18 protein-coding genes and 3 pseudogenes are annotated in these 23,659 nt (G+C 45.0%); 8 read left to right on the forward strand and 13 right to left on the reverse strand.

The window, feature by feature from the left end; all coding sequences use genetic code 11:
- The 5 genes and pseudogenes from AC1DVJ_RS08655 to AC1DVJ_RS08675 all read right to left on the reverse strand — a co-directional run.
- A pseudogene (locus tag AC1DVJ_RS08655) lies at nt 1–644 on the reverse strand (hypothetical protein); the annotation flags it as partial.
- A gap of 124 nt (nt 645–768) precedes the next feature.
- A pseudogene (locus tag AC1DVJ_RS08660) lies at nt 769–1,017 on the reverse strand (GrpB family protein); the annotation flags it as partial.
- A gap of 600 nt (nt 1,018–1,617) precedes the next feature.
- Nucleotides 1,618–3,159, reverse strand: a complete 1,542-nt coding sequence (locus AC1DVJ_RS08665) for an AMP-binding protein (RefSeq protein WP_477589934.1) — start codon at nt 3,157–3,159, stop codon at nt 1,618–1,620.
- Nucleotides 3,146–4,009 (reverse strand): SDR family NAD(P)-dependent oxidoreductase, encoded by an 864-nt coding sequence (locus AC1DVJ_RS08670; RefSeq protein WP_477589935.1) that lies wholly within the window; start codon nt 4,007–4,009, stop codon nt 3,146–3,148. Before AC1DVJ_RS08670 ends, AC1DVJ_RS08665 begins: the two co-directional genes overlap by 14 nt.
- Nucleotides 4,010–4,021: 12 nt before the next feature.
- Entirely contained in the window at nt 4,022–4,882 is an 861-nt protein-coding gene (locus AC1DVJ_RS08675; protein WP_477589937.1) for a metallophosphoesterase, read from the reverse strand.
- A 175-nt stretch (nt 4,883–5,057) separates the two neighbouring features.
- Between AC1DVJ_RS08675 and AC1DVJ_RS08680 the strand changes: the two genes are divergently transcribed.
- The gene (locus AC1DVJ_RS08680) at nt 5,058–7,505 is read left to right on the forward strand and encodes a beta-propeller domain-containing protein (protein ID WP_477589939.1); all 2,448 of its coding nucleotides are present in this window, start codon (nt 5,058–5,060) and stop codon (nt 7,503–7,505) included.
- Nucleotides 7,506–7,569: 64 nt separating this feature from the next.
- On the opposite strand, the gene AC1DVJ_RS08685 is transcribed toward AC1DVJ_RS08680, so the two are convergent.
- From AC1DVJ_RS08685 to AC1DVJ_RS08695, 3 genes are all read right to left on the reverse strand, one after another.
- Nucleotides 7,570–8,226: a hypothetical protein gene (locus AC1DVJ_RS08685; protein WP_477589941.1), complete on the reverse strand. Its 657-nt coding sequence runs from the start codon at nt 8,224–8,226 to the stop codon at nt 7,570–7,572.
- On the reverse strand, nt 8,226–9,503 hold the full coding sequence (locus AC1DVJ_RS08690) for an FAD-binding protein (RefSeq protein WP_477589942.1): 1,278 nt from the start codon (nt 9,501–9,503) through the stop codon (nt 8,226–8,228). Before AC1DVJ_RS08690 ends, AC1DVJ_RS08685 begins: the two co-directional genes overlap by 1 nt.
- 102 nt (nt 9,504–9,605) lie before the next feature.
- Nucleotides 9,606–10,415, reverse strand: a complete 810-nt coding sequence (locus AC1DVJ_RS08695) for a substrate-binding periplasmic protein (RefSeq protein ID WP_477589944.1) — start codon at nt 10,413–10,415, stop codon at nt 9,606–9,608.
- 167 nt (nt 10,416–10,582) lie between these two features.
- Between AC1DVJ_RS08695 and AC1DVJ_RS08700 the strand changes: the two genes are divergently transcribed.
- The 5 genes and pseudogenes from AC1DVJ_RS08700 to AC1DVJ_RS08720 all read left to right on the forward strand — a co-directional run bounded on the left by AC1DVJ_RS08700 (nt 10,583) and on the right by AC1DVJ_RS08720 (nt 14,249).
- The gene (locus AC1DVJ_RS08700) at nt 10,583–10,903 is read left to right on the forward strand and encodes an ArsR/SmtB family transcription factor (RefSeq protein WP_477589946.1); all 321 of its coding nucleotides are present in this window, start codon (nt 10,583–10,585) and stop codon (nt 10,901–10,903) included.
- Between the two features lie 12 nt (nt 10,904–10,915).
- Complete coding sequence (locus AC1DVJ_RS08705) at nt 10,916–12,208, forward strand: arsenic transporter (RefSeq protein WP_477589948.1); 1,293 nt, start codon at nt 10,916–10,918, stop codon at nt 12,206–12,208.
- A gap of 24 nt (nt 12,209–12,232) precedes the next feature.
- Nucleotides 12,233–12,646, forward strand: a pseudogene (arsC, locus tag AC1DVJ_RS08710) (arsenate reductase (thioredoxin)); the annotation flags it as partial.
- A complete protein-coding gene (locus tag AC1DVJ_RS08715; protein WP_477590106.1) occupies nt 12,638–13,105 on the forward strand; it encodes a protein-tyrosine phosphatase family protein in 468 nt (155 codons plus the stop codon). The pseudogene arsC and the gene AC1DVJ_RS08715, both read left to right, overlap by 9 nt.
- 283 nt (nt 13,106–13,388) lie before the next feature.
- Nucleotides 13,389–14,249 carry an EcsC family protein gene (locus AC1DVJ_RS08720; protein WP_477589949.1) on the forward strand — a complete coding sequence of 287 codons (861 nt, stop codon included), beginning with the start codon at nt 13,389–13,391 and terminating at the stop codon, nt 14,247–14,249.
- A gap of 283 nt (nt 14,250–14,532) precedes the next feature.
- Here AC1DVJ_RS08720 and AC1DVJ_RS08725 read toward each other — a convergent pair whose 3' ends face one another.
- Both AC1DVJ_RS08725 and AC1DVJ_RS08730 read right to left on the reverse strand, forming a co-directional pair.
- Complete coding sequence (locus tag AC1DVJ_RS08725; protein ID WP_477589950.1) at nt 14,533–15,339, reverse strand: serine/threonine protein kinase; 807 nt, start codon at nt 15,337–15,339, stop codon at nt 14,533–14,535.
- A gap of 39 nt (nt 15,340–15,378) precedes the next feature.
- Entirely contained in the window at nt 15,379–16,632 is a 1,254-nt protein-coding gene (locus AC1DVJ_RS08730) for an MFS transporter (RefSeq protein ID WP_477589952.1), read from the reverse strand.
- A gap of 220 nt (nt 16,633–16,852) precedes the next feature.
- Between AC1DVJ_RS08730 and AC1DVJ_RS08735 the strand changes: the two genes are divergently transcribed.
- Entirely contained in the window at nt 16,853–17,860 is a 1,008-nt protein-coding gene (locus tag AC1DVJ_RS08735; protein WP_477589954.1) for a right-handed parallel beta-helix repeat-containing protein, read from the forward strand.
- Nucleotides 17,861–18,015: 155 nt separating this feature from the next.
- On the opposite strand, the gene AC1DVJ_RS08740 is transcribed toward AC1DVJ_RS08735, so the two are convergent.
- Entirely contained in the window at nt 18,016–20,565 is a 2,550-nt protein-coding gene (locus AC1DVJ_RS08740) for an ABC transporter substrate-binding protein (protein WP_477589956.1), read from the reverse strand.
- Nucleotides 20,566–20,762: 197 nt separating this feature from the next.
- The gene (locus AC1DVJ_RS08745; protein WP_477589957.1) at nt 20,763–21,599 is read right to left on the reverse strand and encodes a helix-turn-helix domain-containing protein; all 837 of its coding nucleotides are present in this window, start codon (nt 21,597–21,599) and stop codon (nt 20,763–20,765) included.
- Between the two features lie 148 nt (nt 21,600–21,747).
- Here AC1DVJ_RS08745 and AC1DVJ_RS08750 point away from each other — a divergent pair, with 148 nt between their 5' ends.
- Nucleotides 21,748–22,869: a glycoside hydrolase family 88/105 protein gene (locus tag AC1DVJ_RS08750; protein ID WP_477589959.1), complete on the forward strand. Its 1,122-nt coding sequence runs from the start codon at nt 21,748–21,750 to the stop codon at nt 22,867–22,869.
- Between the two features lie 421 nt (nt 22,870–23,290).
- Here AC1DVJ_RS08750 and AC1DVJ_RS08755 read toward each other — a convergent pair whose 3' ends face one another.
- On the reverse strand, nt 23,291–23,647 hold the full coding sequence (locus AC1DVJ_RS08755; protein WP_477589961.1) for a VOC family protein: 357 nt from the start codon (nt 23,645–23,647) through the stop codon (nt 23,291–23,293).
- Between the last annotated feature and the right edge of the window lie 12 nt (nt 23,648–23,659).

The raw sequence follows: 23,659 nt of genomic DNA on the forward strand, positions 1-23,659 counted from the left end.
TTGCCTGTATCTAATTCTTCTTGTAGTTCCGCAGCATCCATTTGCAACAATTCAAATAGTTTAGCGTTATTCAACATAGCAGAACCTGTTCCTTTGAGGATACCCTCCGCTTTCACATAGACCTTTTTTTCTTGGTTAGAAATTTCATTGACTTGTTCACTTTTTTGTACGCTTGGTGCAGTAACTTGTTGAACCTTTTTAGATATTTGCTYAGCTAGTTCATCTTTTGGAGGAGCTGTAATGCCTGGTTCCTTATTTTCYACTGCTCTTAGTTGTTTTTCAACTTCAGCTTGTAAAATTACAGCGTTCACTTCTTTTTCTGATACATTCTTCGAAGCTGCAACTTCAATAACTGTCTTGCCTGTATCTAATTCTTYTTGTAGTTCCGCWGCATCCATTTGCAACAATTCAAATAGTTTAGCGTTATTCAACATAGCAGAACCTGTTCCTTTGAGGATACCCTCCGCTTTCACATAGACCTTTTTTTCTTGGTTAGAAATTTCATTGACTTGTTCACTTTTTTGTACGCTTTGAATCGGTTTTACATTTTCTTTTTCAGCAGCTAGGGAGTATGAGCTACCTACTCCTAAAAGTACAGCGGCAGCAATTCCATATGTAGCTACTTTTGTTTTCAAATTCTCCATTTTTTTCACCAGTCCTTTAACTTTGAATGACTTGCAAGGTAAATGTACCAACGCCATATAAAGTTAAAATGAAGATGATATAAAGATGAAAAAAACATCCTAGAAGAATATCATTTTGTTGACCTCACAAATTATCTGACATGCCTGGTTTCCATCCTACTTCTTGCGACCATATATGGGCTTTCTGTATAATGTCCCAAACAATCGGTCCTTTTCCCTCAACATATTTAGGGCGTTCATCCTTAAAAAGTGCCATCAATCGGTGTTTTTCTTGAGCGTATCTCAAACAATCAGCAAGATGTACTCTTAAATAATCCCTGAAAAGTAAATTCATTTGCTCTGAAAAACTACCTGCTTGTCTAACATGAATATGAGTTCTTCTAGTCCCTGGTTTTAGCCAACAACACTAATAAATAGAATAGCTGCAAATAAAACAGATGTCGCGAATATGAGAACGTCACTTTTATCTTTATTAATAAAGGCTCGAATCGTACTTAAGAATAGCAACATAAAGAAAAAGGATAATAAAGCTAATGCCATTTCCACTTATTTCATGCCTCTTTTCTAAACATTATTTTTAGTTGATTATAGCACACACTTGTTCTATTGGACGGACATATACTAGATTAATAAAGCTAGAAAGGAGGTATCATTTTGATGCGATCAGATTCCTATTTGATTTGTAAAAAGTACCTCAATCGAGAAGTCATGATACAAACGACACATGGCACTTACAAAGGAACCATTGTGAAAGTGGACGGCAATAAGGTCTATTTAAAACAATCCCGAAATGGAAAGAAAGCGCATATCTCATTCCTGCCATTCATTCTCCCTTTAGTTCTGTTTGATCTATTAGCTATAGTTCTCCTGGATTCCAGACAATTCTCTCMTTTCAGATTCTTCTAATAAATCGTAGACTAAAAAAATGACCGCCACATTCCAAAAATGTGATGGTCATTTTCGATTCCAGCAGTTACAAGCCTTTAAGCAGTTTTTTATCCAATTTCCCTAAAGGGGTATAGGGCAACCGATCGACGAAGCCGATCTCTTTGGGCATCTGGAATCGTGCTAGTCTGGCGCGCAGCCATGCCATAAGTTCCTCTTGGGTAATTTCCGCTTGAGGAGCCAATAGAACAAAAGCTTTCAACCGTTGCCCAAAATACTCGTCGGAAATCCCGATGACGGCTGCGTCCTCTACTAGAGGATGTGTGAGCATGATTTGTTCCACTTCAAAAGGATAGACATTTTCCCCCGCCGAGACAATCATACTGTCCGCTCTCCCGCACAGAAAGTAATAACCTTGGTCATCTCGATAACCCAAATCACCGGTTTCGATCCATGCATCGGTCTTGTTTCTCATGGACCATCTGTTTTTCATACACAATTGACCTACGCTGCCGACTTCCACTTCTTTTTTATGATCATCCATGACTTTTAAAAGGACACCATCAATCTTTCTGCCGATCGTCTGTGCCGAGTACCTCAAATCCTGCGGATCTGCGATGATATTCAAGCCCGCTTCCGAAGTACCGTACAGATTGTATAACACATCGCCCAATTGACTCAAAGTCTCATTAACCAGTTTGGGATTGAGCTCGGCACCACCTGAAGCTATGCAGGAAAGAGATTTCAAATCGTTCGCATTGCTCTTTAACATTTTTTGCAACATTAAGGGGACAACGGTTACGATATCAACCTGATGCTCCCGGATCAATCGGCAGGCTTTCTCTGCATTGAATCCACGATGAATCACTACTTTTTTTCCCAAAGCGCAGAATAGGAGCAGCACGGCTACGCCATAACCGTGATAAATAGGCGTCGCAATATAGGCCGTATGCTTATCCAAAATTTCCAATCGCGTAAGGAATGCCGAAAATGGATCCAAATAATTGAATAGCGAGGGTTTATGCGCCGCTTCTTTGGCTTTCCCTGTGGTCCCGCCTGTTAGCAGCACTAGTTTTCCAGAGGAAGCTCGGTATAACTTTTGTTTTTCATACGTGGTTGTAACAGATAGATTATTTATCGCCACAAATGTATCATGATAACTCAACAATTTGGCATTCGTGTACGTAGTTTGTTCAAGTAAGGAGCTTAGTTCATCGTCATAGACCAGGAGGTGGAAATCTTGGCTCTCCAGAATGGCATTCAACTGCCCCTTACTCATTTCCGCATTCAGCAGATACATATCCGAACCCGTTAATGAAACCGCGAAAATGGCTTTCACCAAAGAAGCATGGTTCTTGCACATGAAGCCCACTTTCTTGCCGCCCGTAAGTTGGTATCCCATCTTCAATACGGCCGCAAGCTCTTCGGATTGGGCCAACAATTGGTTGTAGGTTAGGGTTTCCTGCTCATCTACGAAAGCGATTTTGTCCCCGTAGGTGCTAGCTGCAAATTTCAACAGAGCCATCAGATTGATGCCTGAGGTATAGATCGCACAAGCTAACCGAAACATCGCTGCCACAGAGAGCAGTCCACTTGTATATAAAACATAGATCAGTTTAAACATCCTCATGGCCGTTACCCTTTTTCCTTAGCATTCTTGGCAGGGCGACTTCCCAATATCTTCTGAAAATGACGGAAGCCAGCTGTCCGAAGATCAACCACCACGGTTTGAATGTTCGTCTTTGAGTATAGATTGCCTTACCGATCATCTTGGCAACCTGTTGCGGGGACATGGCGGGCAATTCACGATACACTGCGGTTGGCAGAATCATGGGTGTTCGAACTAGCGGAAGATAGATCGAGCTCGTGGCGATCCCCATCCTGTTCAGCTCGGGGGCCGCAGACCGAAACCAGGTATCAAAGGCAGTCTTCGATGCCTGATACGCTGCCCAATGAGGCAATGGAAGCAACATCGTATTAACCGTAGATACATTGATGATGTGCCCGCGCTTTTTTTCAAGTAATGGAAGGATGGACAGAAGCAGTTGAACTGGGGCGAAATAATTAATCGCCATCGTGCGAGTAAAATCGTGATAGCGGCTCAGAGACTGCCTAATTGAACGCTTGATCGAATGCCCTGCATTGCTGATGACGATATCGAGCCCATCTTGTAGCTGATGTAGATAGCTCAGGAGTCTCTCCATGTCCTCCGGATCTCGAAGATCCGCGGGGAACACACTTACTAGAGCTGCTGCTCTTGTTTCGATGTCACTTTTCATAGCTAATAGCTTATCCTCTCGTCTAGCCACCAAAATCATATGAACCTTCATATCAGACAGTAGATAAGCAAGCTGTTCGCCTATGCCGGAACTGGCACCCGTTATAAGAACCGTTTTTCCTGCTAGTTGGTTCTCCAGCTTCTGTCTATTCAAGGACGTCGGCGGAAATAAAAGGAATTCGAGAAGGCTATTCGTCTGCATGTGGACTCCTTTTTAAACCAATGTCATAACCGTTACTTCAGGTCGACACATAAACCGAATGGGACGTGACGACACACCGATACCTCGATTCGTATATAGTGTTAGCGACTTATTACTCCCTATATGATATAGTCCGGATGGGTATTTGACGTCATAGGGCACGGAACCCAGCGGTCCGATAAACGGAAGTCTCACTTGACCACCGTGGGAATGTCCTGAGAGTTGCAAATGGACGGCTTCTGCGGAAGCAACATCGGCAAAGTCTGGTGCATGGGATAACAGGAGCACCCACTCTTCTTTTTTCGCCGACCGCATGGCAGCTTTAAGATCAGGGACTCCCTCCCACATATCCTCGATACCCGCGATCCATATAGATTGGTTGCCTTTCTGGATCCGCATCCCCTTATTACGCAGGCAGTGAAAGCCGCCGCCCTCTAGAACATCCGCTACTTCATCCGCATCTCCGTAGTAATCGTGATTGCCGAGCACGGCATAACAGCCGTACGTCGCTTGGATCGAACGCAGAACATCTCGTATTGCTTGACCTGATGGACCAATCGCATAATCGACTAGATCGCCTGTAAAACATACGATATCCGGTTGTTGCGCCTGAATGACCTCAACCACTTTAGTCAACTGCTTGATATCCAAATGAAAACCAAAATGCAAATCACTGAATTGCACGATACGCAATCCCTTGAATGCCTCTGGTAGTGCAGGAAACGACAGCGATATACGTTCAACTTGTAACCAGCGGGGCTCTACCCAAGTGGCATACCCGTAACTTAATGGGGGGACTGATAGTAACCCTCCGCCTAACAGAAGACCCTTTTTCAAAAAGGAACGACGATTCATTTTCTCCATATTTTTCATACAACTATCATATAACAAGACGGGTACATCTTGCTATTTTCAACCTCTGACTTTCATAAACCGTTTCTAGGAAAAATATTTCCAACATGCTGAAACAAATCTACATTACCATGCGTTTAGAAGATACACATATAAATATGATAACCAACCATTAACTAAGCAAAGGATGAGATAGATGAAGAAAAAGGTTATGGCCGCCGGCCTCCTACTCACCGCGATACTCTTAACATCCGCTTTTACACCTGTGACCACGAATGCTGGCCAGGGAACCACGGTCAAGTTCGAGGGCCAACCGATCGCTTTCTCGATGCAGCCTCGCATGATGGATGGTATTCTGATGGCGTCTGTTCGCGATCTTGCAAACGCTTTAGCCATGGACGTCACTTGGCAAGAAGCTGAACGTACTGCAGTTATTACTGGCAATGGATACGAGCTTAAACTGCCAATGAATTCGGACTATGCGTACGTAAACGGAAAAGCAACCACCATGAACGGAGTCACGCAAATCGTCGATGACTCCCTCTACGTGCCGCTGCGTTTCTTTATGGAAAGCGCCAATCATGTTGTTCGCTGGGATTCAGCAACGAGCTCTGTAAACATTACGAAGCAGGCTGACAGCTTGCCGGTAGTGGGCACGTATGACCACTTGGTCACATTGTTGACTCAGAATGAAAGCAACGGGATGCGCGCAGTTAACCAAATGGCAAAAGATGCCAAGTCTGAGTCCTCAAGCACCGCTTCAGCGCCAACAGCTCCATCAGCGTCAGCTACCGCCGGCAGTGCTGGTGTCGCAGCCCAGGATTCAGCCAATTATGTGTCACCTGAGTACTCCGGAACAAACGTACAAGTGCAGGGTGTCGATGAATCGGACGTCGTCAAGACAGATGGAACGTACATTTATACCGTGAATAAGCAACGTATCGTCGTCACTGCAGCTTATCCCGCTGACCAGATGAAGGTAATGAGTATCCTTAATTTCCCTTCAACGCAAGATACGCAGTTCCAACCAAGTGAAATCTACGTGGACGAGGAGCATCTGGTCGTGATCGGGCAAGCCTATCAGAACTTTAAACCAGTGCCTTACAATGATTCACCAAGCAGCGGTATTGCGGAAAAGAAAATGATCATGCCTTTTAGATCGCAAGCAACTACGAAGGTCATGGTTTACGATCTCACGGATCGGAGTAACCTGAAGCTTGTTAAAGATGTTGAGCTTGAAGGAAACTACATTTCTTCCCGCAAAATCGGATCATCCCTTTATTTTATCGCCAATAAGTATGTCAATTACTATCAGTACCGAGAAATGGCGGATATGGAAGGCGCGAAAAATGAACTAGCCCCATCTTATCGGGATTCCTCGGCAGGTGATTCCTTCACTTCAATTCCGTTAGATCAGATCTACTATTTGCCCAAAGCGCTAGAGCCCAATTATATACTCATCGGAGGCGTGAACCTGAATGATTTGACGCAGACAATGAATGTCACGTCGTATCTCGGATCGGGGCAGAACGTGTACGCCTCTGAAGAAAACTTATATATAGCGGCTACGAAATATGAAGAAATGAGCTTTCAACCGATGCCGATGCCAATAGACTCTTCCTCTTCTGTGCAAGGTATCCGAGTCGGCGAGCCTAATGGAGCTAGTCCGCCTTTTGAAGCTCCAAAGCAAGAAACAATCGTTTATCAATTCGGGCTGAACACTGGAAAAGCCGTGTACAAGAATACCGGGAAGGTGCCTGGACACCTACTCAATCAATTCTCCATGGATGAGCACAATGGTCACCTGCGACTTGCTACGACAACAGGGGAAATCTGGCGGACAGATGAGGGGACGTCGAAGAACCATGTGTACATCCTTGACGCGAATCTGAAAGTAGAGGGCAAAATCGAGAACATTGCGCCAGGTGAGCGCATCTACTCCACCCGCTTCATGGGCGACCGTGCATATATGGTTACTTTTAAAAACACGGATCCGCTGTTTGTCATGGATTTAAAAGACCCTGCTGCACCTAAATTATTAGGGGCATTAAAGATTCCTGGCTACAGCAATTATCTGCATCCGTATGATGAAAATCATATTATCGGCTTCGGGAAAGATACGGTCGAGGTGGATAACAAGAACTCGCTAGGCACACAATCCATCGCCTATTACCAAGGCATGAAAGTCGCATTGTTCGATGTATCCGATGTGAATAATCCGAAGGAGAAATTTACTGAAATGATCGGGGATCGTGGAACGGATTCCGAGCTGCTGTACAATCATCGTGCGTTGCTCTTCTCCAAGGAGAAGAATCTGCTTTCCTTCCCCGTTAACGTGATGAAAATCGATCCGAATCAGGCGGCAAGCAATTCGAAGAATTCGGCTGCCGCTTACGGAAGCTTTGCTTTCCAGGGGGCATACGTCTACAACCTTGATTTGGAAAAAGGGTTCCAGTTCCGCGGAGGCATCACCCATCTCACGCAAGATGAGCTGCAAAAAGCCGGCCAACACTTCTATGCCGGTGACAAACAGGTGCAGCGCGTTCTCTATATCGGCGATACGCTGTATACTGTCTCAAACGGATTAATTAAAGCGAACGATCTCAGCACGCTGCAAGAAAAGAACGCGGTAGTCATTCCGTAAGTCCGATCCAAAAAAGCCTCGAATCCTATATGGATCGAGGCTTTTTCGTTTGGTTGGGGCCAGCTTACATGGCCAACACTGTTTTCAAATAATAAGCCAACGAGTCAAGTTGGCTCCCGACGGAACGATTGGTTTGCGTCGCGGCGGCCTGTGCAGCTGGCACCATCGAAAGCTGGGCAGCAACCACACGCTGCGTTGGGTTTTCCTCCAGCAGTTGGATCAGTCCCAGTGAGACAGCTTGGATGTATTCACTTTTTTTACCTTGCATGATGAGATCGAAGGTATTCTCCAGAAGGGCAGGCGCCACTTCAATCGCTTTCCCCTTCTTTTGGGCGTAGGCTGCTAATTGATTCATCGTTCCTTGAACCGTGTTCGGATTCGTAAAAGCAACGATCGTAGGCTGATTCATCTGACAGATAGCTGCGAACAGTGGATCATCAATTCGGATGATCGGGATCGGAAAGTGATGAACTTCTTCCTTGTATATGGCTGTAAAAAAAGTACAGGTAATCAATATCGCATCCACATGGCACTTCGCTATCCAATCCAGCGTTTCAAGCACTTTCTTTTCTACTATTTCAGTCGTGAAATCGGCATCCATCTTGATCCGATCCAGACCTGGATCTACAAAATGAATGAGTTCCACATCCAAACTACGCAGGGCATTGTCAATGAGTTCAATATTCGAATGATGGGCATGAAAGCATCCAATTCTTTTCATCATTTGTCTCCTAAAATATAAGTGCTCAAGAACGCGTTGCGGAACTTTCCTTGCGGGTCACATTGAAGGAGCAGTTGCTGAAAGTCGGGTAGCTTCTCGTAGAGAGATTGCACTCGGGCAGGCAGCATCGTAAACAGCTTGCCCCAGTGTGGGCGAGCCTGGAACGGCTCGAGTTGTTGTTCAATGATGGGCAGCACCTGCTTAACGGCCTCCCAATTCGGTTTCCATGTAAAATGGATAGCCACAGACTGCTGCTTATAGCAAGGACTCATCCATAAATTGTCTTCACCAATTGTACGTACCTCAGACACATAAAGCAGTGGGGATATGAGCTCCTTCATGCGGTCGAGTGCACATAATGCCTCATAGGCATGATGACGCGGCACGAAATACTCGCTCTGCAATTCCTCGCCAGCACTTGGGGTGAAATCCATCCGAAAGTGCGGCATCCGTTCATGCCATGGTCCTGGGATCCCCATCTGTTCACTGCAATTCTCGGCTGTGTAACCTGGCACCGGATGACGATGTATGTCAGCTAGACTTGCTCCGAAAAATGCAGACTCTACCTGCTCGTAGGTGGAGGTTGGATCCATGATTTCCCGCTTCAACCACATTTGGTTGAACGTCGATTCCTTCCAGTCCGTGAACAGGCTGACACTATAGCCGCTAGAGAAAATAGCATCGAAGTGCTCTTCAAGCTGCACCAATGGCAGGTTGTCGTATACGTACTGTCGCATCTGAAAGGTTGGGACGATATCCAAGGTAATTTTCGTGACTACACCTAGTCCGCCTAGTCCAACGGCTGCTCCAGCAAGGAGCCCGTCTTGATGCTCGCGGCGGGAGAACTCGATAATTTCCCCATCAGCTTTGACGACCTCCATCGCATAGACCGCTGTCGCAAGATTGCCATTCCGATCGCCAGAACCGTGAGTAGCGGTTGCGCATGCACCTGCAACCGTAATATGAGGCAACGATGCCAAATTGTGCAGCGCATAGCCATTCGCGTGAAGATATTGACCAAGCTCTCCATAGCGAATACCGCCTTCAACCGTTACTCTATTATGCGTTTGGTCGAGTTCGATCACGCGATTCAGGTTCTGAAGCGAGATCATGCTTTCCGTACAGTCGGCGATGCCGTTAAATGAATGGCGTGTGCCAAGGACCTTGATTTGACTACTGCGAGCTATCAAATTTTGTACTTCTTCCACGGTCGTGGGAACATGAAATTGCGAAGCGCTATATGTATAATTGCCAGCCCAGTTTCGATTATTTCTCATCGATATCACACATCCTTCGCCGATTAAATCCCTTCTTATTTTATCACACAAAGAAAATAGCCTGCCGATAAATCGGCAAGCTAGCCAAGCACAAGAATTCCCTTACGTTTCGTGTTGTAAGTCGTGTTCCAATTCTTTTTTCATTTTATTCGGCATCATTTCCGGTTTACTACTGAACCACTTGGTATACACGCTTTCATAGGTCCCGTCTTTGGATACATTTTGGAGCGCTTCGTTGATTCTTCCGAGGTACTTGTTTTTCTTTTTAGCTAGAACAGCAAGGCTCTCTTTGTTGAATGGCTCTCCTACTATTTTCACAGTTCCTTGCCCTGTAGTTTTGATAAAATCTTGCGCATTCCGTTCCTCGACGATAACGGCGTCCGCAGTATGCTTTTTAATTTCGTCGTAGGCATCGGAGATTTTGGAATAACTATGGATTTTCACCCCTGGAATTGCACTTGCGTAGTAAAACCCCGTAGATCCGTTTTCGGTGGCTACTACCTTTTGGGTCAAGTCATCCTTCCCTTTGATAGTTCCATTCTCTGAAGCGGTAAGAATCACCAAGTTCGTTTGAAAATAAGGATCGGAATATTCAAGATCATTACTGCGAGCATCCGAAATGGTCTTCCCCGAAATGGCCAAATCGATTTTGCCGGATTTTAAGCCTTTATTCAATTCACCCATTTCCATTGGAACCAATTCATAGTTAATTTTCGACTTTTTAGCGATCGCTTGCCATAAATCCACCTCAAAGCCCTTATTCTCTCCCCCTTCAACATAGGTATAGGGGCGGAAATTCTCCTCGATGCCGACTTTGACCGTTTTATTCTTTGCACATCCTGAAGCAATCAGGACTACCAACAGGGGGATTAACAGGACGATGCCACGTTTACTTCTAACTTTTTTATTCACTGTTTCTATGCCTCCTCACTAGGTAAACATAGGTATTATTGGTAAATGGTTAGTTGGTTATGCAGTTTCTTTGATCGGCCTTAAGCAGTTTTACAATTTCTTTACTTTTAAATATAAGCAAATGATTATATAATGATTTAAAAGTAATAAAGGAGAGTGTAATTGGGATGGAAATAGATAAGTTATCCGATGTCTTCAAGCTCCTAGGCGATAAAATGCGACTCACGATACTTTCTCTTCTCAATGAGCGTGAGCTCTGTGTATATGAGATTGTTGAGATCTTACAAACGAGCCAACCGAATGTGAGTCAACATATGCGAAAGCTCAAAGACGGCGGTTTAGTGAAAGAAACGAAAAAGGGACAATGGGTATTCTATTCATTAAACATCAGCGATAAACCCTTCTTACAAGATCTATTTCAACACTTGCCTTCCCAAAAAGAAAAAGTGAATGCGACTTCTTGTGAACAGCTGAATTGTTGCGACTAATTGGAGGAATCTATGGTATTTCTAGCAGTTTTTATTTTCTTACTTACATTAACATTTGTGATTTGGCAGCCTAAAGGGTTAAATATCGGCTGGTCCGCTTCGGCAGGTGCCCTGCTAGCACTTATATGCCAAGTCGTATCTCTTCATGATGTCGTGATTGTGACCGGCATTGTCTGGAATGCCACATTAGCATTTGTAGCCATCATCCTGATCTCACTGATCCTTGACCAAATCGGTTTTTTCGAATGGTGCGCACTGCACATGGCACGGATGGCAAAAGGCAACGGGAAAACCATGTTCATCTATGTCATCTTGCTCGGGGCGGCCGTTGCAGCTCTTTTTGCGAATGACGGGGCCGCACTGATTTTAACCCCAATCGTTCTGGCGATGGTTCGAGCGCTGAAATTCCCAGACAAAATGATCCTGCCCTTCATAATGGCAAGCGGTTTTATCGCGGATACAACCTCACTTCCTTTTGTCGTCAGTAATTTGGTAAACATCGTCTCTGCTGATTTCTTTGGTATTGATTTTGTTACGTATGCAAGTCGAATGTTCATCACGAGTCTAGTTTCATTAGGGGCAAGCTTGCTTGTTCTCCTGCTATTTTTCAGAAAAGACATCCCGCAAAATTACGATCTTACGCAACTGAGGCGTCCATCAGAGGCCATTAAGGATCTCCAGCTTTTCCGTCTATCGTGGGTAATACTCGGTGCTCTGCTACTCGCTTACTTAACTAGTGGATTTATTGAGATCCCCGTTTCTATCATTGCCGGTATCGCGGCGCTAGTGTTTATTCTTATTGCTCGCTCTAGCAAAGTTATCGAAACTAAACGAGTTATTCAAGATGCACCGTGGGCTGTTGTGATTTTTTCGATTGGTATGTATGTCGTCGTTTATGGGCTTAAAAATGTTGGTCTGACCGATACGCTAGGAAACCTGATCGAACAAATCTCTGATCATGGGTTGTTTGTATCCACCGTTGGAATGGGATTTCTAGCAGCTATTCTCTCCTCTGTCATGAATAACATGCCCACGGTTATGATCAATGCTCTTGCTATCCAAGGGACTGGGACAGATGGGATTATCCGTGAAGCTTTGATCTATGCCAATGTGATTGGATCCGATTTGGGGCCTAAAATCACGCCTATTGGCTCATTGGCCACTTTGTTATGGCTTCATGTTCTAGCTACCAAAGGTGTGAAAATAACCTGGGGTTACTATTTCAGAATAGGGATTATCCTAACCGTCCCAACTTTACTCCTCACACTTATAGGTTTGTACCTCTGGTTAAGTGTAATCACATAAATCAATCTTAAGGAGATGTTCCACATGGACAAAAAATTAGTTTATTTTCTTTGCACAGGTAATTCCTGCCGCAGCCAGATCGCAGATGGATTTTTGAAAGCTTTAGGCAGTGAGAAATATGAAGTGAAAAGCGCTGGTCTGGAAGCGCACGGTTTAAACCCAAGAGCCGTTGCAACGATGCAAGAAGCTGGCATCGATATCTCGAACAACACATCTGACGTGATCGATCCTGAGCTTTTAAGCCAAGCTGACTACATCATTACGCTGTGTGGCCATGCTAACGATAACTGCCCTGCCCCGCGTAACGACAAGGCTGAAAGATGGCATTGGGGCTTCGATGACCCTGCCAAAGCATCCGGAACGGAAGAAGAAATTACAGCTAAATTCCGTGAGGTAAGAGATGCTATTAAGCTGCGGATTACGCAATTTTTGAAGGATGACAACCATGATCTGGCGTCCAGTACACCTAAAAACTATCAAGCATTAGTCGAGGATCGCATTTATTTTGGCGGAGCTGCGGACGTCGAGGATATGGTTAAAAATGAAGGCATTGAAGTCATCGTGGATTTGCGTGGCGAAGCTACACAATGCGCGTATCCGGATGGCAAAGTCCAATGGATTCAAGTCGCTCTCGGAGACAATACCGCGGGACCGCAAGACCAACTGTTTCAACAAGCCATTAATCATGTGGTTGAAGCTTACCAAAGCGGTAAAAAAGTCGGGTTTCACTGTGCGGGTGGCGGAGGCCGAACAGGTGCTGTCGCAGTAGGCACCTTGATTACATTAGGCAAGAGTCAGACGATCCAAGAAGCTGAAGCGCTAGCAAAAAGCATTCGCGACAAGGTCAATATTAAACCAGCGCAACGCGAAGCCATTGAAAAATTGTTTAAGGCTTAGCATGGAAGAAACCAAAAACCAGCCAAACCCTTGAGTCGGGGTTAGCTGGTTTTTGCAGTTCAGAAGGGAGTTAGTCGATTATTTCGACTAACTCAGCCCGTGGCGCGCTATTTCCCTCGAGTTAGTCGATTATTTCGACTAACTCAGCCCGTGGAGCGTTATATCTCTCGAGTTAGTCGATTTTTTCGACTTCACAATATCTAAGAAATGTGCTGTAGATGTATTTACCTGCATCCAAATGCGAATACATACGTATACGATGTATAAAGGAGTTGTGCACAGCATGAATGATCTTGAACGCAATCACCATCCGGAAACGCAAAATGAGCTGCAGCAAGCCCTTCATGAAATAGAAGCTTGGGAAGCTGAACAGAAAGATCTGTGGTTTTGGGAAAAGCTTGGACGGCTTCCCTTTCAAGTGTTGGACCGATTAACGCCGAAGTTTTTGAACAAAAAAATAGGTGAGGCCTTGGACGAGCTCGGGAATTATTTGCAAGCAGGAGGGCGGTATTTAATTTCTGAAAAGGGAACTTTGCGGCATGTTGAAGAAGTGTTTGAACGCGCAAGGGGTGAAAAAGCAGATCTTACKGAGGGGCTTACGATTGAATCCGTGGGAACATTACCACTTCAAGTGCTGGATCAAACCGCCAATGAGATTGTGCTGAATCGTTCTAAAATCGCTACACTTCAAGGTGCAACGACCGGCATTGGGGGGATTCTGACGCTCGCCATCGATATTCCGGCCATCCTTGGCCTGTCTTTGAAAACCATTCAGGAAATTGCCATCTGCTATGGCTATGATCCCAAAGACAAGCAGGAGCGGATCTTCACGATCAAAGTCCTGCAATTCTCTTCCTCCGACATTGTCGGTAAAAAGGCGATTCTCGAAGAGCTATCGAACTACGCCTCTGCGGATAAGGAGAAGGTGCAGATGTTCTCTCAGCTTCAGGGCTGGCGCGAGGTATTCGCCACGTACCGCGATAATTGGGGGTGGAAGAAGCTGTTCCAGCTTATTCCGATCGCGGGTATTCTCTTTGGCGCTTGGATCAATCGCGGAACGCTGAAGGATGTTGGCGAAGCTGCAAAAATGCTGTACCGCAAGCGGCGCATTCTGGAACGCTTGAACGCCCAAGTGGATGGCTAGCTGAAACCAACGAGTACACTTGGCGTATTAAGGAGTAAACCGCGAAAGGAGGAATGTTAAGATGATCAAATATTTACTACGTAAACTATTTGGATCTCTTCTCCATTCCAAACGGGGCCGGCACTACGGACATAGCAGCTCTAATCACAGAGTACACGTGACTCGACACTACTCTTCGAGCCACCGTGGAGGATACGGACACAGTCATCAAGGACATGGTTATTATAAAAACAGAAGAGGAAGCTCCAGTTAATCCGAAGCCGCGAAAGTGGCTTTTTTCTTTTTACACGGTGAGTAATGCGTCTAGCTCCTCCATACATGCCTGTGCACTCTCGTATGGCGGATCTATTTGCAATAATTTCCGAATCATTTGTTTCGTTTGCGCGGATACGGACAGCTCCTGCTCCCATCCCAATGTGTCGTCCTCCTGATCATCCCTCGATTCAAAGGTCGAATACAGCATATACAGTAAAAAATGACCGATGGCATATAGATCTGAAGTGACTGCTACGGTTCTTCTTCGGATTAGCTCCTCATCGGAAGCAATCGTTAACCGCGCCGGTTCTCCTAAGCGAGCAGCTAAACCGAAATCAATCAGGCTCATACGCTCCTCCCCGTCTAAAATGACATTCGGAATGCGAATATCCAAATGCACGATCCCCTGATCGTGAATGAAGCGTACGATATCCAGCAATCGGCGTATAAGGCTTAAGGCGTCCTTTTCCCCAAACTGAGCTCCCCGTTCAAAAATTAAATCCTCCACAGTCCGACCTTGGATATACTCGGTTATCATATACAATCGTTTCGATTCTTCGAAAGATGTGTAGCATTTTGGAATAGCGGGATGCGCTAACTGACTCATGATCGCCATCTCGCGGCGCAATAGGTCTTGCCCCAGCTGCCCTTTACTCGGTTTAGCTTGCTTCGCGACGACTTTCTGACCAGACCTCTTATCCAGACATAAGTAGGTTACTCCATAGCTTCCCATCCCTAGGAAATGTTCAATTTGATATTGACCTCGAAGTACTTTGCCGCTTCTATGAGGATAGTCGATCCATGCTTCATATGCCTGTTTCAGATAGGTGATCACGATAAGGGCCCTCCTCCATTGACTGACGTTCGTTATCCGTCATGTTTGGCCTTGCAGTCTCCGATCCAGCTTCCCTTGCACGAACCAAGCATAAACGGCATACCCGGCTAGCAAGGCAACCGCGGTAAGGAGGAAGGGCAGCGAATAATGATTGCCAGCCAAGATGTAGCCCGCCCAATACGAGGCGATCGTATTGCCGATGCTGCGAGACACTGTCCGCATTCCTGCGAACAAGTTGCGGTCCTTTTCATCGACGGCTGACATGCATTGACTGTCCATCAAGTTGTTCAGCATCGTAAAGCCCGTTCCGCGAATGAGCAGCAGCATCGCAAATACGGCAGCTGGCATCGCGATCGCCATCAGCGCCACGACGATGATGTTATACAGAAACAGGAACACGAATGTCCTGCGGCCTCCCCATCTCTCTACGAAATACGGCATTACGATCGAACCGATGAAGAAGAAAAATCCAGACAGCGCGAGCAAACCAGAGATGGTCCCGTCCTCCATCTGAAATCGGAATTTCAGGATGACATTCAGGAATGGACTCAGCAGACCGAACGTAAAGCCAGAGTTGAAAATAAGCAGGGAAAGCAGCAGCAGAAAATACATCGCATGCCTGCTCTTTGGCTGATCGGAAGACTTCGTTGGTTGAACGCCGCTGACTTCATCTGCCGCACCCACTTGCGCCTTTGCATGTGAAGAAGGCAGCAGCAACCACCGTAATAGGCCAGAGAGCCCTAAACATCCACCGGCAACGAAGAAGGCATATTGATACGGTGTGGTGTGCCCGGGCAGCCATTCCGGCAAATAACCGCCAAGCCATGTACCAAGACCGGTAAACAACGTAAATATGGCGAACAGCAACGAATACGCACTTGTTTCTTCTTTCTTACTGCTGCAATATTGGAAGATCAATTGAATTTCGGAGTTAACAATCGCTGTAACGCCAAGCGAATAAATAAGCTGCGCCGCTGTAACCGCGCCGATACTGGTCCCGATCCCGAAGATCGTGAGTGATAGGAATGTCAGCAGCATGCCAGTGACGAGCATCGCTTTGCGTCCGATAAGCTTCACGATGAAGCCTGCCGGCAAGCTGGACAAGCCAATGGTCAGCGCCCCAAGGGACGTAATTTTGCCAATGTCACCTTTGGAAAAACCAAGATCTAATAAATGCAAATTAAGGATTAGGCTAGAAATCCCTACTCCGATGCCAAACAAGCTTTCTGTTGCGATGAACCGCTTTACGTTAGGCGATAAATCACGAAATAACTGTACGATATACGTCCACATAGATGTGCCTTTCCTCTTGCTAGTATGTGCTCTATCTTACATGGCAACGGCATCTAGTTCAAACGTATTTTCAGGAACGATGTTTTCGTTGCGTATCTAATAAAAAACACACAATAAATAGAAAAAACACAAGTTGTAGGAGATTTTCTTTGTTACACTCATAATGAAAGCGCTGTCATAATTGTTTACAGCGACTTATTTTTATAAGGAGGTTTAAATAATGTTACAAGATCGTGGTATCTCAAGTGGCTTCGCAAGAAAATGGGTCTCTGTGTTCGTTTCACTTCCCTTAGTTATGGTATCCATGGGAATCGCTCCACAAAGCTCCAACGCTGCAACTACAACATGCAGCACAGTGTCCTGCGTAACAACCGCCGTAGCTAATGCAGCACCTGGTGATACCATTATTCTAGCAGCAGGAGTAACCTTCAACGGTAAGTTTACATTAGCAGCAAACGGTACGGCAGCTAACCCTATCACTTTCAAAAGCGCAGACGCCACAAACCGTGCCATTGTTAACGCGGGTACGACATCTACCGGATATGGCTTGACCATGACGGGTGACTATTGGATCGTCAAAGATGTTAAAGTAACGAATGGCAAAAAGGGCATCATGCTGGACAACGCGAACAACACGTTAATTGATAATGTGGAGGTCTACAATATCGGAGAAGAAGGCGTGCATTATCGCGATGGCAGCTCCTATAACACAATCCAAAACTCCAATATTCATGATTGTGGTGTACTCACACCGGATTATGGTGAAGGCGTTTATGTCGGATCTGATGTAGGCAAATGGGGTACTTACAATGCAGCCACGAACTACAACACGATTAAAAACAATATGATCGGTCCCAATGTAAAGGCTGAAAGCATCGATATTAAAGAAGGCTCTACAGGCACAATTGTCGAGTATAATACGTTCAACGGTACGGGTATTAGTGGCGCGAACTCTGCGGACAGCTTTATGGATGTAAAAGGAAATAATGATATCATTCGATTCAACACGGGGTATCGCAATAACAACAGCATTATTGTTAATGCTTTTGAAGTTCATCAACGCTCTGCAGGTTGGGGATTGAACGCAGACTTTCACGACAATACGGTTTACCTCGATAACGCGACTCCAAACGTCGTGTATACAGACAGTAATGCCACAGCTAAAGCACATAATAATACGCGTAGTCCAGCAGGAAATATGTATGCCGGAAACGTAACGACCTATTAAGTAAAAGCTATAGCAGAATGTATCTATCCAACAGTACTAAATATTAATTTCATACACATGCAAAAAGCCAGCAAACTCAAGGGTTTGCTGGCTTTTCCATTCCACTGATGAAAGGTTTGCGACAACCTTATTTTTTACAAGCGGCACAATCCGTTTTACTTTACGCTAGCCCATTTCAGCTCCCACTCTACACCAAACGATGGGAAAAATATGCCTTCAACGTTCGGTTTCCTTACGAAAACACGGCTGCGGAAATACAGAGGTGCAATTGGCATTTCCTGCATCAAAATCTTTTCAGCATTAACCAGCATCTTCGATCGTTTTTCTGGATCTGTTTCAAAGCGAGCGGAATTTAATAATTGATCATATTGCGCGTTTGACCAATCGACTTCGTTGAATTCGCCCTGTGTTTCCCACATGTCTAAGAACGTCATCGGATCGTTGTAGTCAGCGCCCCATAAAGCAAGACCGACATCGTAATCGTGTTTACTTTGCTTGTCAACACGGATCGCATGCGGTATTGGCTCTGAAGTCATATCAATACCCAGATTGGTTTTCCATTGTTCTTGAATGAAGTCAATTGTTTTCATTCCTGTTATCGTGTCATCCGCTATCAGCTTAAATGTTGGCAGCGATGTCATACCTAGTTCATGTAGACCTTCAGCAAGCAACTGCTTTGCTTTCGCGGAGTCAAACTTCGGTTCAACGTCATCCCCTGCTACTTTACGAAAGCTTTGATTATTCCCGTCTAGCGTTCCGTTAGGTACAAAACCTGTCGATGGCATGGAACCATTGTTGATAACCTGTCTGATATACACATCTCTATCAATAGCTAATGTAAGAGCTTGCCGTATTTTCGCGTTTGCGAAAGCGGGGAATTTCTTCTCCTGGAACATGAGATACGATGTGGTCAGCTCTGGCTTAAATACAAGATCGGTCGCCCCTTGATACAAATATAATAAACTGCCACTAATCTCTGAAACATCAGCCTGGTTAGATTCATATAAATTGAGGCCGGTTGCTGAGTCTTTTATGATATTTACGGCAAACTTGTTCAACTTCACATTCGCTGCGTCCCAATAGTTCTCGTTCTTTACAAATTCGAGTCTTTGACCATGCTCCCATCTGACTAGTCTGAACGGACCTGCACCAATGACTTTATCCGCGTCAGCACCATATCTGTCTCCTTGTGCTGCAACGAAATCTGCTTTTTGCGGAAAGAAAATCGGGAAAGCAAGCAGACTCGGAAAGTACGCAATTGGCCGTTCCAAATGGATTTCAAGCGTTTTATCATCCAATGCTTTCAAGCCAAGTGCGTCTTTAGCTTTTTTCACTTCGTTCGGCGTTTTAGCATTCTTCACAGCTTGTCCGCCCTTGATCCCCTCTAAAATAAAACTGTATTGCGCTCTGGTCGCAGGATCCAGGGTGCGTTTCCAAGCGTCTACGAAGTCGTTAGCATTAACTGGCGTACCATCGCTCCACTTGGCGTCTCGCAAAGTGATTGTGTAGGTAAGACCGTTATTCGTTATTTGTGGCATGTCTTTCGCTAGCCCAAGCTGTACTTTACCCTCTTTATCAAGACGGTACAAACCTTCGTTGAAAGCATTGATCATGGTGAAAGCAGCATTCGCCGTAGCTTTCGAGCTATCCAATACTGGCGGTTCAGCCGAGGAATTAATGGCGATCTCCTGAGTTGCAGCTTTATCAATCGTTTGAATTCCATTTTTAAACAATCCTTTAAAGTCTATACTGCCATCCTTATTGTACAGAGTACCTTGTCCATTCGCCGCATTATCGTGGAACTCACCTTCAAAACGGACTTTCCCGTCGGTAAAGTAGATTTTTCCATGACCTTCAAATATGAAATTTTCTACTTCTCCTTCGAAATAAAGGACTCCGTTTGGATCGTAATATTTCCCAGTGCCATTGGCTGATCCGTCAACCAATTCGCCTTTATAAACCCATCCATTACCGTCATAGTACGTCCCATTTCCGCCTATGATATTGTCGGCCATTGTTATATCCTCATACTGAAGAGTACCATCTTCATTATAGAGCTTTCCTATTCCATTCATGAGGCCATTGGACCATTGACCTTCATAACGCTTTTGCCCACCCTGCCAATAGAGCGTACCTGTTCCACTTATTTGAGAATCTTTAAATCCTCCTTCAAAAACGAGCTTTCCGGCCGAATAGATGGCAGCGTGGCCATCTTTTTGATCCCCAACATAAGTCAACTTCTTGCTATCATTGTAGAGCGTATTCTCTACATAATCAGATAGTTCATCACGGATTAGAACAGTATGCTTTCTATCGTCCCAGAGCACCCTTTTCCCACTAGATTCGCCGATAAACCGAAGGGGAACGAACGTGTTCCCATCTTTGATTCTCGGTGCAATCGTTAACGCTTGTGGCAGCTCATTTACAATAGCAATCGCACTGCCAATTTGGAGTGTAATTGTTAAATCACTAGAATAACCAGTAACCGTTTTCGAGTCTCCATCCCAGCTCACGGCTAAACCAAGCTTCTCGAATATGGAGCGGAACGGTACCATTGTAGTGCCATCTTCAATAAACGGTTGTACTTCAAACGAAATCGCCTCCCCATTCAAAAGTACGGGAATGGCATCATCAGCCATCGATAGGCTGGGAGTGCTCACTAACAAAGCTAATGCTACTAGAAATGCTACTAGTTTCTTTCTCATGAATATTACCCTCTCTCCAATTGTTCATAACGAAAAACCATACATGACTTGAGGTTCAAAGTGAAGAACCAATCCTGTATGGTTTTTCTGTCACTAGATTATCTTTATGAAAAGTATATTGCCGCATCCTTAAAAATACAAGATTTTCACACAGACACTTAATTAGGAAATTTCACCCAATATCCCTCTACTAATAACTACTTGCCCTTCCTGTAATAGAGAGGAGTATGTCCCGTAACCGACTTAAATACGCGGCCAAAATGCGTAACACTCCCGAAGCCGACCTTCTTGGCAACCAGAGAGGCTTTCATGGAGGTTTGCTCCAGAAGCTTTTTCGCTTCTTTGATCCTGACGCTGTTCAAATACTCCACGAACGTAAACCCTGTAGCTTCCTTAAAAAACCGGCTTAAATAATACGGGCTGATGTAAAATTTCTCCGCCACTAGATGCAACGGCAGCTCCTGCATGTAATGGCTGTTCATATAGCGAACAACCTCCGAGATTCTTTCGTGCATAGGGCTTGGAGATTCTAGCGACTCCATACTGTGTTGCTTGACATGCCGGCAGCATATCATGAGCAATTGCAGCACCAACGTCTGCGCGTACATCTCGAAGCCAGGCTTCTTCTCCTGCATCTCTTGCATAATGCTCTGTGCAATGGCCTCGATGGCGAGCCGCTCATGCAAGGGACATTTTATAATGATGTACGCGTTCTCGAGCAGTGGTTGCAAAATATCCCGATAGGAACCATTCACCATGGCCATATAGTTCTCATGAATGTTAACAATGAGCCGCTCATGCTTAGGCATTTCTGTATTGGTCGTCCGATGGAGAATATTCGGAGAAATGATGATCACATCCCCCTCGTTGATGATCATCGTCCTGTCCTTTATGAAAAATGTCCGTTTGCCAGACATCAAATAGAAAATTTCGTACGTACTATGAAAATGGCTCACCGGCATATTGTGGCTTAGCGCCTTTCGATAGGATACCGAGAAGGTCCCTTCACGGTTATCGAATTGAAAATCTCCCATCTATGCTCCGCCTCTCACTTGAGATGCCATTTATTATACGCCTATCCTCAATTCCTGCAAGATATAAGAAGAAAATCGGAATTAACGCAAAAAATGTACATTTTCCTCTGCTAAAATAGGCTTATATCAAGAAGGAGGAATTAACACGATGCAATCTTCAGAATCTAAGGAAAAACAACTAGAAGCCCTAACCCCCATTCAATGGGCGGAGAAGGCCTGTGAAGCTTTAATGTTCAAATTCGAGCCGGAATCGCTTCCGCCGGACCGGTTCCACTATCATCAGGGCGTTTTTCTGTCGGGCATGGAGAAATGCTGGCGAGAAACGAAGAACGATAAATACTATACGTATATCAAACGGTGGGTGGACAGCCTGATCCTTGCGGATGGCAGTATTAAGAAATATAACCCGGATGAATTCGATGATATTCAGCCTGGCGTACTGCTCTTTAATCTATTCGAGCAAACAGGCGACGAGCGGTATAAAAAGGCTTTGTACACGCTTGTCTCCCATTTTAAGACATGGCCAACCAATCCATCCGGCGGTTTCTGGCATAAGGGGAAATACCCCAATCAAATGTGGTTGGATGAGCTATATATGGCTGGACCGATCGCCGTCCAATTCGGCCAAACATTCGGCGAAGCCGACTATTTTGACATGATGACCTACCAAGCGATCTTGATGGAGAAGCATACCAAGGATCCTAAAACCGGCTTACTGTATCACGGGTGGGATGAAACCAAAGCTGCTGCTTGGGCTGATCCTGAAACAGGCTTGGCACCGGAATTCTGGGGCCGCGCCATTGGCTGGTTCCCCGTCGCTTTGCTGGAAATGTTCGAATACCTTCCTGCGGACCACAAAGATAAAGCACAACTGACGAGCATTCTTCAAGATCTGCTCATCGCCTTAACACACTATCAAGATACCGCCACAGGCTTATGGTATCAGGTTGTGGACAAAGGAGACATGGCGGATAATTGGTTAGAAAACTCATGTACATCCTTGTATGTGCATGCCATTGCCAAAGCCGTGCGATTTGGCTATTTGGATGCCAAGTATTTGTCGTATGCGTGGAAAGGATATCAAGGCGTCATTGATACGCTAAAGCTTGATGAGAACGGCCATGTGATCATCGGCCAAATCTGCATCGGCACAGGAATCGGAGACTACGCCCACTATATTGCCCGTCCAACGAGCGAAAATGATTTGCACGGCGCTGGCGCTTTTATTCTCATGTGTGTGGAAATGAGTTTAGCTCAAAAAGCGATATAACATTAAGAAGCTGAAAGCTAAGAAAAACGACTCCGCCATCCTCTTAGGACGTATCACAGTGTTTAAGGAGAAATATAGCCGACTTATTATTATAAATTTTATATTTTGATTGAGAAAAAGCACCCATTAGGGTGCTTTTTCTCTTTCTTTTATAAGTTTCTAGTACCATAAGCCACCACGCGTTTAGCTGATCTGACACGCTGTAGCTGGATTTTCCAGCTTCAATGCCACGTGACTAGCTGATCTTACACGCTGTAGCTGGATTTTCCAGCTTCAATGCCACGTGACTAGCTGATCTGACACGCTGTAGCTGGATTTTCCAGCTTCAATGCCTCGTGACTAGCTGATCTTACACGCTGCAGCTGGATTTTCCAGCTTCAATGCCTCGTGACTAGCTGATCTGACACGCTGTAGCTGGATTTTAACACTTACAAATCATCAACATATTTCCATCTGGATCTTTAAAATTGAACCAATGGCCATGCTCTATTTCGGTAACGAGCTCAACATTACGGTCTTTCATGAATTGGTAAGCTTGATGGATATCGTCCGTGTTAAAATGGAAGGCAGGCTTTCTAAAATAGGAATCACTATCGTAAATCTTACTGTCTAAAATGAGATTTAATCCATTATTATCTAATGGTAGACAACAAAGATGGCCAGCAATAATCTCATACGTAGGTTCCAGCCCAAGAATGGAGCAATACCATTGCCTTGCTTCTCTAATATCACTTACAGGAATAAAAATGCCGCCTACTTTACTTAATATCACACTCACTTTTTGACACTC

The organism is Paenibacillus sp. P4_A9 (genome assembly GCF_056402415.1).